This window comes from Inhella crocodyli (genome assembly GCF_004004565.1).
Classification (GTDB): Bacteria; Pseudomonadota; Gammaproteobacteria; order Burkholderiales; family Burkholderiaceae_C; genus Inhella; species Inhella crocodyli.
Genome location: NZ_SACM01000005.1, coordinates 158670 through 171109, shown reverse-complemented (window position 1 = coordinate 171109; position 12440 = coordinate 158670). Strand labels below are relative to the sequence as shown.

The following is a 12440-nucleotide window of genomic DNA, read 5'->3' as shown; positions in this document are numbered from 1 at the left end:
CCCGGGCAGCGTTTTTCCTTGTGAAGGGTTTGAAATGAAATTGAAGACCTTGGTGGTCGTGATGGCCGGTGCAATGGCCTTGGGCTTGGGCCAAGCGCCCGATGGCACCTTGGGGTGGGCCTCGGCGGCCGCCCAGGAGAAGGTGGGCGCCGAAGTCGGCAAGCACCTCAAGGACGTGCAGGCCATGCTGAAGGCGGGCAAGTACCGCGAAGCCCTGGCCAAACTGCGCGATGCCGAAGGCGTGGCCAACCGCAACGCGGGCGAGAACGCCATCATCGAGCAGATGCGATTTGCGGGCGCCCAAGGTGCCGGTGAACCCGAGACCATGGTGCGTGCCTTCGAGGCCTTGAAGGCCGCGGGCCGTCTGGGTGGTGCGCAGAACCTGCAGTACATCGAAGCCATCGCCGGGACCTACTCGCGCCTGAACCAGCACCCGAAGGCGCTGACCTGGGCCAACCGGTATTTCGCCGAGGGCGGCAACAGCGCGGCGATGAAACAGGTGCAAACCGCGGCGCAGTTCTACAGCGGCGACATGGGCGCCATCATCAAGTCCACCGCGGCCGAAATCGCCGCCACGGAAAAGGCCGGTGGCGTGCCGTCCAAGGACAAGCTGAACCTGCTGTTGACGGCGGCCACCCGGGCCAAGGACGGCAACACCGAGGCCTTGGCCGCGGAAAAGCTGCTGAGCTACTACCCGAGCAAAGAGCAGTGGGCGGACGCCCTGTCCCGCGTGCAATCGCGCAAGGGCTTTGCCGACCGATTCACCCTGGACATCCTGCGTTTGCGCTTGGTGAGCGGCAACATGCGCGGCGAGGGCGACTACATGGAGTTGGCCCAACTGGCCGGCGGCAATGGCTTCCCTGACGAAGGCATGCGGGCCGTTGACGCTGGCTTTGCGGCCGGCGTCTTGGGCCAAGGCAAGGACGCTGCGCGCCACCAGCGCCTGAAGGACTTCATGGCCAAGAAGGTGGCCGATGCCAAGGCGGGCTTTGCCGCGGCCGAAGCGGCTGCGCGCGATACCAAGGATGGCAACGGCTTGATCCCGCTGGGCCTTCAACTCGCCCAACGTGGCGAGGGCAAGAAGGGCGCGGCAATGATCGAAGAGGGCATCGCCAAGGGCAACCTCAAGCGCGAAGACGACGCCAAGCTGTACCTGGGCATGGCCTACTTCTTGGCCGGTGACAGCGCCAAGGCGCAGTCCACCTGGCGCGGCGTCAAAGGCACGGACGGTTCGGGCGATCTGGCGCGCCTGTGGGCCATCCACGCCAAGCAAGCGAAGAAGTGATGGGCACCGGGTCCGCGCGGACCCGGGTCTCAACAACAACGGCCCCGATGGGGCCGTTTTTTTTGGTCCGCCCTTGCGCCTTACTTCGGGGCAAGGCGGATCGCGCCGTCCAGGCGAATGACTTCGCCGTTCAGCATTTCGTTGGTCACGATGGCGTGCACGAGCTTGGCGTAGTCCTCCGGCTTGCCCAGGCGGGACGGGAAGGGCACCCCGGCGGCCAGGGCGTCTTGCACCTCCTGCGGCATGCCGAAGAGCATGGGCGTGCCGAAGATGCCAGGGGCGATGGTCATGTTGCGGATGCCATGGCGTGCCAGGTCGCGGGCGATCGGCAGGGTCATGCCGACCACGCCACCCTTGCTGGCGGCGTAGGCCGCTTGGCCGATTTGGCCGTCGTACGCGGCGATGGACGCGGTGCTGATCAACACGCCGCGCTCGCCCGTGGATTCCGGCTCGTTGGCGGCCATCGCCGTGGCGGCCAGGCGGATCATGTTGAAGCTGCCGATCAGGTTGATCTGCACGACCTTGCTGAACAGGTCCAGCGCGTGGCCGCCTTCCTTGCCGACGGTGCGTGCTGCGGGGGCAATGCCCGCGCAGTTGACCAAGCCGACCAGCTTGCCCAGGCCTTGGGCGGCGTCCACGGCGGCCTGCGCGTCGGTGGCGCTGGTGACGTCACAGCGCACGAACAGGCCTCCGATGTCTTGCGCCACCGCCTGGCCGCGCTCGGCCTGCAAGTCGGCCACGACGACCTTCGCGCCCTCGCGGGCCAGCATGCGGGCCGTGCCTTCGCCCAGGCCGCTGGCGCCACCGGTCACGATGAATACTTTGCCTTGGATGTCCATGGTTCACTCCTTGTGGGACAGAAACAAAAATGGGTCGCTTGTGGCGACCCAGATTGGTGAGAGGCGCAAGCCTCAGGCCTGAAGGGCCTGCAACGCCGCCTGCGTGATGTCGTCGACGCTGCCCACGCCGGCAATGCGCCGGTACTGCGGGGCTTGGGCGTCACCCGTGGCCGCCCACTGCGAGTAGTAGTCGACCAGCGGACGGGTCTGGGCTTGGTACACCTCCAAGCGCTTGCGCACGGTCTCTTCCTTGTCGTCGTCCCGCTGGATCAGGTCTTCCCCGGTCAGGTCGTCTTTGCCATCGACCTTCGGCGGGTTGAAGCGCACGTGGTAAGTCCGGCCCGAGGCGGCGTGCACGCGGCGGCCGCTCATGCGCTCGATGATGGCGCTGTCGGGCACATCGATCTCCAACACGAAGTCCAGCTTCACGCCGGCGGCCTTCATGGCGTCGGCCTGCGGGATCGTGCGGGGGAAACCGTCGAACAAGAAGCCGTTGGCGCAGTCGGGCTGGGTGATGCGTTCTTTGACCAGCCCAATGATGATGTCGTCGCTGACCAAGCCGCCGCTGTCCATCACGGCCTTTGCCGCCAGGCCCAAGGGGGTGCCCGCCTTGACCGCCGCGCGCAGCATGTCGCCCGTCGAAATTTGCGGGATGCCGTAGTGCTTGCACAGGAAGGCAGCTTGGGTGCCTTTACCAGCGCCAGGGGCGCCCAAGAGGATCAGTCGCATGGTGTCCTAGGTGGGTTGAGGGCCCCGTTTTGGGGCGCGGCAGGATAGCACGGGGGGTCTTACGGAAGCCTTGCGATCAGGGCGGAGCGGCCCTCAACAGGGTGCGAACGCGCTCCAAGTCGGCCGGGGTGTCGACGCCGGGCCCGGGGCGTTCGGCGCTGATGTGCACGGCGATCCGGTGCCCGTGCCACAGCACACGCAATTGCTCCAGGGATTCGATGGCTTCCAGGGGGCTCGCCGTCAGCGTGGGGAATTGCTTCAGGAAACCCACGCGGTAGGCGTACAACCCCACGTGCCGCCACACCGCGCCGGGGTGCACGGTGGCGGGGGCCGGGCCGTCCCGCCACCACGGAATCGGGGCGCGGCTGAAGTACAGCGCGCGGCCGGCGGCGTCGGTGACGAGTTTGACGACGTTGGGGTTGCGGTACTCGTCGTCGTCGTCGATGGCATGGGCGACGGTGGCCATGGGGCAATCGCGGTGCGCGGCCAAGGTGCTGGCGCAGGCCCCCACCATGCCCGGGGCGATGAGCGGTTCGTCGCCTTGCACGTTCACGACGATGGCGTCGTCGTTCCAGCCCAAACGCTCAACCGCCTCGGCCAAGCGGTCGGAGCCGCTGGGGTGGTCGGCGCGGGTCAACACGGCGCGCACGCCATGCGCCTCGCAGGCGGCCTGGATGCGCAGGTCGTCGCAAGCCACAACGACGGTGAGCGCGCCGCTCAAGGCGGCCCGCTCGGCCACGCGGACGACCATGGGCTTGCCCGCCAGGTCGGCCAGGGGTTTGTCGGGCAGCCGGCTCGAGGCCATGCGTGCCGGGATGAGGACGTGAAAGCTCACGATCCGCTGTCCGGGTCCAGCGCCCGGGCTTCGCTTTCCAGCATCACCGGGATGCCATCACGGACGGGAAATGCGAGGCGGTCGGCCGGGCACAGGAGCTCGGTGCGATCCGCGTCCTGCAGCAGTTGCAGCGGGCCCTTGCACAGCGGGCAGACGAGCAGTTCAACGAGGCGGGGGTCCATGGGGCGATCCGGGAGGGGGGCCGAGCAGCGCGGCGAGCGCCTTGCCCAAGGCCTGTTCGAATTCGGGAGGGGCTTGCAAGTCTAGGGGCAGCACCCAGACGCGCTGCCCGGGTGGGAGCGCCTCGGGTCGAAGCTTGATGGCGTCTTTTTCCGTCACCAGCACGTCGGTGGCGGTGGCGGGCCAGGGCAGGGGATCGAAGGGCGCGTGGTCGGGCAGGGGCAGGTGGGTCGCATGGATGCCGGCGGCCGACAGCATCGCGAAAAAGCGCTCGGGCTGGGCCAAACCGGCGGCGGCCCACCAGTGCCCGGCGCCCGCCGTGGCCAGTTGCGATGCTTGGGCCAAGGCCGCCAGGGGCCTGCGGTCCGACGCCCGACCGGCCCACCAAGCGGCCAGGGGCCAGGCCGCCGAGAGTTGGCGTTGCGCCAGGTGCCCGGGCCAGGGCGTGGAGGCGACGCCGTCGGTGTACAGGCGCAGTTGGGTGCCGGCGCTGCCAGGCAAGGGCGGGGCATCGCGGTCTTGGCGCAAGGGCCCGGCCGGCAGCAGCCAGCCGTTGCCCAGGCCTCGCGCGTCGAACACCAGCACGCTCAGGTCGCGCGCCAGGCCGTGGTGCTGCAGGCCGTCGTCGCTGACGATCACCTGCACCTCGGGGTGCGCGGTCAGCAGCGCCTTTGCCGCTTCGGCGCGACGCTCGGCGACGGCCAAGGGGACCCCACTGCGGCGGTGGATGAGCAGGGGCTCGTCGCCCAAGTCGTGGGCGGTGCTGGTGGCGTGGGCGAGTTGCACGCCCGCGGACTGCCGGCCGTAGCCGCGGGACACGACACCCGCGCGCCAGCCCCACTGGGCGAGCAGTTCGAGCACGAGGAGCAGCGTGGGCGTTTTTCCAGCCCCTCCAACGATCCAGTTGCCGATCACCACGACGGGCACGGGGGGGCGGTGGATGGGGGCCCAGCCCCAGCGGTAACGCGCCCGGTCCAAGGCGGCCAGCGCCCGGTACACCTGGCTCAGGGGCCACAAGGCCCGGGCCAGTGGACCGCGCGAGCCCCAGGCGCGAGGCGGGCTCACGGGCTGGGGCTGTGCTGCGCCGCGAAGGCCAGTTTGGCCAGGCCGGCGCCGCGGGCGGCGTCCAGCACGTTGAGCACCCGCTGGTGGGGCGCCAGTGCGTCGGCCGCGACGACCACCTGGGCCTCGGCCCGCCCGCGCGCGGCTTCGCGCAACGCGGCCGTGAGGCCGGGCACGTCGATGGCGCCCAAGGCCGCGCCGTTCACGGCGTAGCGGCCATCGGCGCTGACGCTGACCACGATTTCGATCGCCGCCGCTTTGGGCGGAGCCGAACCCGCTTGGGGCAAGGCCACCTGCAGCGAGGTGAAGCGGCTGTAGGTCGTGGACATCATCAAAAAGATGAGCACGACCAGCAGCACGTCGATGAAGGCGATCAGGTTGATCTCCGGCTCGTCGCGGTGGCGATGGCGGAACTTCATGCGTGTGGGGGCTGGGCCATGCCGCGCACGGCGCGCATGGCGGCGTGCGTGTGGCGGGTCAGTTGTCCGTACAGGCGCTCGCCCGCGGCTTCCAACTCCAGCTCGAAGGCCTCCACCTTGGCACGGAAGTGCCGGTGGGCGACGAGCGAGGGGATGGCCACGATCAGGCCGAAGGCCGTGTTGTAGAGCGCGATGGCGATGCCATGGGCCAGCTGGGCGGGGTTGCCGGTGCCCGGGGCCTGGCTGCCGAAGATCTCGATCATGCCCACCACGGTGCCCAGCAGGCCGAGCAGGGGGGCGGCGGTGGCGATGGTGCCCAGGGCGGTGAGGAAGCGCTCGAGCGCGTGGACGACGCGCCGACCGGCCAACTCCATCACCTGCCGCAGTCGGGCGTCGCTGATGGTGGGGTCGTCGATGACGGCCCGCAGGCCGGCCGAGAGCAGCTGGCCCAGCAAAGAGCTGTGTGCCAGGCGGTCGGCCACCTCAACACCGGGCAGCTGCTTGGCGTCGAAGCGGTCGAGGTCGCCGAGCAAGGCCTCGGGCACCACTTGGGAGGTGCGCAGGCTCCAAGCGCGCTCCACGATGATGGCCAGGGCCAACACGGAGCACAACAACAGCGGCCAAATCGGCCAGCCCGCGGCCTGTACGATGGAAAGCAACACCGGCTCCTTGCAGGGGAACAACGCGAAGACCGCCCCCATGGCGGCCCCGCGCGGCATTATGGCGACGCCACCCCCTGCCGCACCCCTCGGCTTTCCATGAATTCAGCTTCTGCCCCCGTTTGGCGGGTGGCCGACCTTTTGGCCGCCCTCAGCGGCACCCTGTCCCGCCAGTTCGCCCAGGTGACGGTGGACGCCGAGTTGGCGGGCTTCACCCGCGCCGCCTCGGGCCACTGCTACTTCAGCTTGAAAGACGCCGACGGATCGCCCGCTTTGATCCGGGCCGCCTTGTTCCGGCGCTCGGCCGCTGCGCTTCGCTTTGCGCCCCAGGACGGCCAGCGGGTGCGGGCGACGGGGCGTTTGGCCTTGTACGAGCCCCGTGGCGAGCTGCAATTCGTCGCCGAAAGCCTGGAGCCGGCCGGGGCCGGTGCGCTGTACGAGCAGTTCTTGCGTTTGAAGGCCCAACTGGCCAGCGAGGGCTGGTTCGACGCCGGGCGCAAGCGCGTATTGCCGAGTCACCCGCAGGCCTTGGGGGTGGTGACCTCCCAGGGCGCGGCCGCCCTGCGGGACGTGCTGACCGCGCTGGCGCGACGGGCACCGCACGTGCGCGTGGTGGTCTACCCCAGCGTGGTGCAGGGCGCGGAAGCGCCCGCGGCGCTCGTCGCGGCCCTGACCGCCGCCAACGCCCGTGCCGAGGTGGACGCTGTGTTGCTGGTGCGCGGCGGCGGCTCGATGGAGGACCTCTGGGCCTTCAACGATCCAGGCCTGGTGCGGGCCGTGGCCAGCTCGGCCTTGCCAGTCGTGTGCGGTGTGGGGCACGAGACCGACATCACCTTGTGCGACCTCGCGGCCGACCTGCGGGCTCCGACCCCCACGGCAGCCGCCGAATTGGCCGCGCCGCCCCGCGAAGCCCAACTGCGCGAACTGCAATCGGCCTCCACGGCCCTGCGCGACGCGGTGTTGCGTCGCCTGGATCAGCATGCGCAGCGGCTGGACCGCGCAACGCTTCGCTTGGCGCGCCCGACCCAGGCCCTGAACCGGCAGGCCATGCGCTTGCAGGCGCTGCAGCAGCGCCTGCGATCGGCGGTGTCACGCAGCTTGGCCGTGGCGCCTGCGCGCCTGGAGCGCTTGTCGCAGGCCCGCGAGGCCGCCTGGCAGGCCCAAGTGACCCGCCATGCCCACCGCCTGCAAAGCCTGGGCGAGCGTTTGGATGCGTTGGCGCCCCAGCGCACCCTCGCCCGGGGGTTCGCCTACCTGAGCGACGACCAAGGCCGCGCCGTGACGCGTGCGGCCCAACTCTCCCCCCAACAGTCCGTGCGGGCCCAGTTGGCCGACGGCGAGGCCGCGCTGCGGGTGGAGGCGGTGTCCCTGCCCCTGCTGGGGCCTGAGGGCGCTCTCTAGAATTCAGCCCATCTCAACTGGAGCCTTCCATGGAACACATCCTGCCCCCGCTGCCCTATGCCAAAGACGCCCTGGCCCCGTTCTACAGCGCCGAGACGCTGGAGTTCCACCACGGCAAGCACCACAACGCCTACGTGGTGAACCTGAACAACCTGCAAAAGGGCACGGAGTTCGAATCGATGTCGCTGGAAGACATCGTCAAGAAGAGCAGCGGCGGCATCTACAACAACGCCGCCCAAATCTGGAACCACACCTTCTTCTGGAACGGCATGAAGCCCGCCGGCGGCGGCGAGCCCACCGGCGCCCTGGCCGAGGCCATCAATGCCAAGTGGGGCAGCTACGCCGCCTTCAAGGAAGCCTTCGTGAAGAGCGCGGTGGGCAACTTCGGCTCCGGCTGGACCTGGCTGGTCAAGAAGCCCGACGGCAGCGTGGACATCGTCAACACCGGCGCTGCCGGCACGCCGCTGACCACCGCCGACAAGGCGCTGCTGACCGTGGACGTGTGGGAGCACGCCTACTACATCGACTACCGCAACCTGCGCCAGAAGTTCGTCGAGACCTTCTTCAGCAACCTGGTGAACTGGGAATTCGCGCAGGCCAACTTCGCCTGAGCGCCCCGCACCCGACGAAATCACAAGGCCCCTGACGGGGCCTTGTTCATTTCGGGGCGTCGAACGGGGCGCCGGCCAAGCGGGCGCCTGGCTTGATACCCTTCTGCGCGAACCAGCCTTGGTTCATTTCCAAGGCGTAGCGCACGGGCTCTTTGCTGCAGTGGCTGGTTTCGTCCATGGGCTGCATGTCGGCCATGGAGACCACACGCCCGTCGTCTGCCACGAAGGCGATCGACAGGGGCAGCAGCGTGTTCTTCATCCAGAAGCACTGAATCTCGCGGGATTCGAAGACGAAAAGCATGCCTTCGTGCGACGGCATGCTCTTGCGGTTCATCAGGCCGATCGCCCGCTGCTCGGGGCTTTGGGCCACCTGGGCCTGGATTTGGTACATGCCCGCCCGCAGGGGCACGGTGGGCAAGCGTTGCGGGGTTTGCGCCTGGGCGGCCAGGGCGGCCGAGAGCAAACAGAGCGCGATGGACTTGACGTTCGTCATCTCAAACACGGCCACGACGGCCAACAATGGGCCCGATGGACAGCACAGCGCCGGGCGATCCGGCCATTATCTCGACCCCAGCGGCCGATGGCCCGGCCACGGCGCGCGCCTGGGCCGTGGCCGGCCTGCACTGCGCCGCCTGTGCCGACAGCCTGGCCGACTTGCTGCGAGCGCAGCCCGGGGTGCAGCGCGTGGACGTGGGCTACGCGGCCGCCCTGGCGGTGGTACACGCGCCCGCGGCCGTGCAGCAGGGCTTGCCGGAGGCGGTGCGCCGGGCGGGCTTCGCCTTGGCCCCGGCCCAGCCGGCCGACGCGGCCGAACTTCGTCGGCAAGAGGCCCGCACCTTGCTGTGGCGCTTCTTCGTGGCCGCGTTTTGCATGATGCAGGTCATGATGCTGGCCGCCCCGACCTACTTCGCGTCGGGCGCCGAGGTGCCGCCCGACTTGCGCCGCTTGCTGCACTGGGGCAGTTGGGTGCTGTCCTGGCCGGTGATGGTGTTCAGTGCGACGCCCTTCCTGCGCGGGGCTTGGCGCTCGCTGCGCCGTCGGCAGTTGGGCATGGACGTGCCCGTGGCCTTGGGCATCTTGATCACCTTTGGGGCCAGCACCTGGGCGCTGGGCGATCCGACCGGCCAAGCCGAGGTGTACTTCGACTCGCTCACGATGTTCGTGGCCTTTTTGTTGGCCGGCCGTTGGTTGGAGCTCAAGGCCCGCCATGCGGCTGCGCAGGCCTTGGCCGACTTGCAAGGGGACGAGGCGGCCGAGGTTTCGCGCGAGCGGGCCGACGGTGGCGTGGAAACCGTGTCGGCCGAGCGCGTGCAGGCCGGCGAGGTGTTGCGGGTGGCGCTCGGTGAGGCCTTGGCCTGCGACGCTGTGCTGCTGGACGGTCCGACCCAGATGGACGAGGCGGTGCTGACCGGCGAGTCCTTGCCCGTGGCCAAACGCGCTGGCGACGCCCTCTTGGGCGGCAGCGTGAACCTGGGCGCGCCGGTGCGCGTGCGCGTGACCCGCGCTCGCCACGACAGCCAAGGCCAACGCCTTGCGCAGTCCCTGCAGCAGGCGTTGACCGAACGGCCCGGCCTGACCTTGGAGGCCGAGCGCTGGGCCGGCCCCTTCCTGGCGGCGGTGTTGCTCTTGGCGCTGGGGGCGGGGCTGGGCTGGTTGTGGGTGGAGCCGTCGCGCGCCTTGATGGTGGCCTGCGCCACGCTGATCGTGACCTGTCCCTGTGCATTGGCCTTGGCGGCCCCGGCGGCGCGCGTGGCCAGCGCCCGGGCGCTGGCGCGACGGGGCATCGTGCTGCAGCGCCTGGAGGCCTTGGAAACGTTGGCGCGGGTCAACGACGTGGTGCTGGACAAGACCGGCACCCTCACGCGCCCCAGCGTGCGGCCGCTGCAAACCGACGCGCCGGCCTTGCAGGCCGCGGCCCAGGCCTTGGCCAGTTGGTCGCAGCACCCCATGGCCCGCGCCCTGTCCCGCTTGCCCCAGCCGTCCGCCGCACCGCCGTGGCGCTGGCAGTCGGTGGCCGAGCAGCCTGGCGCCGGCCTGCGGGGCTTGGACCCCGAGGGCCGGGCGTGGCGTTTGGGCGCACCGGCATGGGTGGAAGCCGTGAGCGCGGACGAGGAGGTCGCGCTGGCCTTCGGCCGCGAGGGCGAGCCGGCGCGCCTGCGCTTTCGGCGCGATGAAGAGCCGGTGCCGCTCGCGGCGCGCGTGATGCAGCGGCTTCGTGCCCAGGGCCTGGCCTTGCGCTTGTTGTCGGGCGATCGGAGCGCCCGTGTGCGTGCGCTGGGCGAAGAGCTGGGGATGGATGCCGCCGACGGCGATTGCGCCCCCGAGGCCAAGCGCGCGGCCGTGCAGGCCTTGCAAGGCCAGGGGCGCTGCGTGTTGATGGTGGGCGACGGCGTGAACGACGGCCCCGTGTTGGCGCAGGCCGACGTGGCGGTGGCCGTGGGCGGGGCCAGCGCCTTGGCGGGCCGCGCGGCCGACGCGGTCATGCTGCGGGCCGAACTCAGCGCCTTGCCGGACCTGATCGTGCAGGCGCGGCGCACCCGGCGAATCACCCGCCAGAACCTGGCTTGGGCGGCGGCCTACAACGCCGCGGCCGTGCCCCTGGCCCTGATGGGCTGGCTGCCGCCTTGGGCGGCGGGGCTGGGCATGGCGCTGAGCTCGGCCCTGGTCGTGCTCAACGCGCTGCGCCTGGCACGCTGAAGGCCACGGCGGCCCACAATCCCGTCCCATGGACATCCTCTACCTCTTGGTGCCCGTGTCGGTGCTGCTGGCCTTGCTCGTCCTGGGCGTGTTCGCCTGGGCGCTGCAAGGGGGGCAGTTCGACGACATCGAGGCCGAGGGCGAGCGCATCCTGTCGGATTCAGAACTCAAAGCCGACGGGCCGGGGCGAGAGAACCCCCCTTAACTTGACGCGCGTCAACTCCTTCAAGGGAGCGAGCCTGAAGAATGCCAGGCATCCCATGGAGGACTTCTTCGATGACGCGACCTGACACCCGGGCGGCAGTGGCCGCCTACGAAGACGGCCCCGTCCGCGCCTTTGCGCTGATGGCGGTCGTTTGGGGCATCGTGGGCATGCTGGTGGGGGTGGTGATTGCCGCCCAACTGGCCTTCCCCGACCTCACTGCTGGCATTTCTTGGCTCAGCTACGGCCGACTGCGACCCTTGCACACGAACGCGGTGATCTTCGCGTTCGGTGGCAGCGTGCTGTTCGCCACCAGCTACCACGTGGTGCAGCGCACCGGCCTCACCCGCCTGTTCCTGCCCAAGTTGGCGTGGTTCACGTTCTGGGGCTGGCAGCTCATCATCTTGCTGGCCGCGGTGACGCTGCCGCTGGGCATCACCAGCGGCAAGGAATACGCCGAGTTGGAGTGGCCCATCGACTTGCTGATCGCGGTCGTGTGGGTCGCCTACGCCGTCGTTTTCTTCGGCACGGTGGGCATCCGCAAGGTCAAGCACATCTACGTGGCCAACTGGTTCTTCGGTGCCTTCATCATCACGGTGGCCCTGCTGCACATCGTGAACAGCGCGGCCGTGCCGGTGAGCTTCTGGAAGAGCTACAGCGCCTATGCCGGCGTGCAAGACGCCATGGTGCAGTGGTGGTACGGCCACAACGCCGTGGGCTTCTTCCTGACGGCCGGTTTCCTGGGGATCATGTACTACTACATCCCCAAGCAGGCCGAACGGCCGGTGTACAGCTACCGCCTGTCCATCGTGCACTTCTGGGCCCTGATCTTCACGTACATGTGGGCGGGTCCGCACCACCTGCACTACACGGCCTTGCCCGACTGGGCGCAAAGCCTGGGCATGGTGTTCAGCTTGGTGCTGCTGGCCCCCAGCTGGGGCGGCATGATCAACGGCATCATGACCTTGAGCGGGGCGTGGCACAAACTGCGCGACGACCCGGTGCTCAAGTTCTTGATCGTGTCCCTGTCGTTCTACGGCATGAGCACCTTCGAGGGCCCCATGATGTCCATCAAGACGGTGAACGCCCTGAGCCACTACACCGACTGGACCATCGGCCACGTGCACAGCGGTGCCTTGGGCTGGGTGGGCTTGGTGTCGATGGGCGCGCTGTACTCGCTGATCCCGCGCCTGTGGGGCCTGCCGGGCATGCACAGCAAGCGCGCCATCGAGCTGCACTTCTGGATCGCCACCTTGGGCATCGTGCTGTACATCGCCGCGATGTGGATCGCCGGCGTCATGCAGGGCCTGATGTGGCGCGCCACGCACGCCGACGGCACGCTGGTTTACAGCTTCGTCGAGAGCGTGAAGGCCACCTACCCCTACTACCTGATCCGTTTGGTCGGCGGCTTGCTGTACCTGAGCGGGATGTTCGTGATGGCCTGGAACGTTTGGATGACCGTCAAGGGCCGCAAGGCCCTGGTGACGGCCCCCAAACTGGCCGCGGCTTAAGGAGAACCCC

General features: G+C 69.2%; 14 protein-coding genes. 6 read left to right on the top strand and 8 right to left on the bottom strand.

Going from position 1 to position 12440, the window contains the following annotated elements:
• The first annotated feature begins 34 nt into the window (after positions 1-34).
• Positions 35-1285, top strand: a complete 1251-nt coding sequence (locus EOD73_RS15770; RefSeq protein WP_127684001.1) for a hypothetical protein — start codon at positions 35-37, stop codon at positions 1283-1285.
• 80 nt (positions 1286-1365) lie between these two features.
• Here the strand turns inward: EOD73_RS15770 and EOD73_RS15765 are convergent, their stop codons facing one another.
• The 7 genes from EOD73_RS15765 to EOD73_RS15735 all read right to left on the bottom strand — a co-directional run bounded on the left by EOD73_RS15765 (position 1366) and on the right by EOD73_RS15735 (position 6008).
• The gene (locus tag EOD73_RS15765; protein ID WP_127684000.1) at positions 1366-2124 is read right to left on the bottom strand and encodes a 3-hydroxyacyl-CoA dehydrogenase; all 759 of its coding nucleotides are present in this window, start codon (positions 2122-2124) and stop codon (positions 1366-1368) included.
• A gap of 72 nt (positions 2125-2196) precedes the next feature.
• The gene (adk, locus tag EOD73_RS15760) at positions 2197-2853 is read right to left on the bottom strand and encodes an adenylate kinase (RefSeq protein WP_127683999.1); all 657 of its coding nucleotides are present in this window, start codon (positions 2851-2853) and stop codon (positions 2197-2199) included.
• 76 nt (positions 2854-2929) lie between these two features.
• Positions 2930-3688, bottom strand: a complete 759-nt coding sequence (kdsB, locus tag EOD73_RS15755; protein WP_127683998.1) for a 3-deoxy-manno-octulosonate cytidylyltransferase — start codon at positions 3686-3688, stop codon at positions 2930-2932.
• Complete coding sequence (locus EOD73_RS15750) at positions 3685-3870, bottom strand: Trm112 family protein (protein ID WP_127683997.1); 186 nt, start codon at positions 3868-3870, stop codon at positions 3685-3687. The genes kdsB and EOD73_RS15750 overlap by 4 nt, the downstream gene beginning before the upstream one ends.
• Positions 3851-4933 (bottom strand): tetraacyldisaccharide 4'-kinase, encoded by a 1083-nt coding sequence (gene lpxK / locus EOD73_RS15745; protein WP_127683996.1) that lies wholly within the window; start codon positions 4931-4933, stop codon positions 3851-3853. The genes EOD73_RS15750 and lpxK overlap by 20 nt, the downstream gene beginning before the upstream one ends.
• Complete coding sequence (locus tag EOD73_RS15740; protein ID WP_127683995.1) at positions 4930-5349, bottom strand: ExbD/TolR family protein; 420 nt, start codon at positions 5347-5349, stop codon at positions 4930-4932. Before EOD73_RS15740 ends, lpxK begins: the two co-directional genes overlap by 4 nt.
• Positions 5346-6008, bottom strand: coding sequence for a MotA/TolQ/ExbB proton channel family protein (locus EOD73_RS15735; protein WP_127683994.1), 663 nt, complete (start codon positions 6006-6008; stop codon positions 5346-5348). The genes EOD73_RS15740 and EOD73_RS15735 overlap by 4 nt, the downstream gene beginning before the upstream one ends.
• A gap of 99 nt (positions 6009-6107) precedes the next feature.
• Here EOD73_RS15735 and xseA point away from each other — a divergent pair, with 99 nt between their 5' ends.
• Both xseA and EOD73_RS15725 read left to right on the top strand, forming a co-directional pair.
• On the top strand, positions 6108-7409 hold the full coding sequence (gene xseA / locus EOD73_RS15730; RefSeq protein WP_127683993.1) for an exodeoxyribonuclease VII large subunit: 1302 nt from the start codon (positions 6108-6110) through the stop codon (positions 7407-7409).
• A gap of 29 nt (positions 7410-7438) precedes the next feature.
• Complete coding sequence (locus tag EOD73_RS15725) at positions 7439-8020, top strand: superoxide dismutase (RefSeq protein ID WP_127683992.1); 582 nt, start codon at positions 7439-7441, stop codon at positions 8018-8020.
• A 46-nt stretch (positions 8021-8066) separates the two neighbouring features.
• Here the strand turns inward: EOD73_RS15725 and EOD73_RS15720 are convergent, their stop codons facing one another.
• Entirely contained in the window at positions 8067-8513 is a 447-nt protein-coding gene (locus tag EOD73_RS15720) for a DUF192 domain-containing protein (protein ID WP_127683991.1), read from the bottom strand.
• Positions 8514-8548: 35 nt separating this feature from the next.
• On the opposite strand from EOD73_RS15720, the gene EOD73_RS15715 reads away from it, so the two are divergent.
• The 3 genes from EOD73_RS15715 (at position 8549) to ccoN (ending at position 12430) form a co-directional block, all read left to right on the top strand.
• Positions 8549-10717: a heavy metal translocating P-type ATPase gene (locus EOD73_RS15715; protein WP_164846105.1), complete on the top strand. Its 2169-nt coding sequence runs from the start codon at positions 8549-8551 to the stop codon at positions 10715-10717.
• A gap of 28 nt (positions 10718-10745) precedes the next feature.
• On the top strand, positions 10746-10922 hold the full coding sequence (gene ccoS / locus EOD73_RS15710) for a cbb3-type cytochrome oxidase assembly protein CcoS (protein ID WP_127683989.1): 177 nt from the start codon (positions 10746-10748) through the stop codon (positions 10920-10922).
• Positions 10923-10993: 71 nt separating this feature from the next.
• Entirely contained in the window at positions 10994-12430 is a 1437-nt protein-coding gene (gene ccoN, locus EOD73_RS15705; RefSeq protein ID WP_127683988.1) for a cytochrome-c oxidase, cbb3-type subunit I, read from the top strand.
• The last annotated feature ends 10 nt before the right edge of the window (positions 12431-12440 follow it).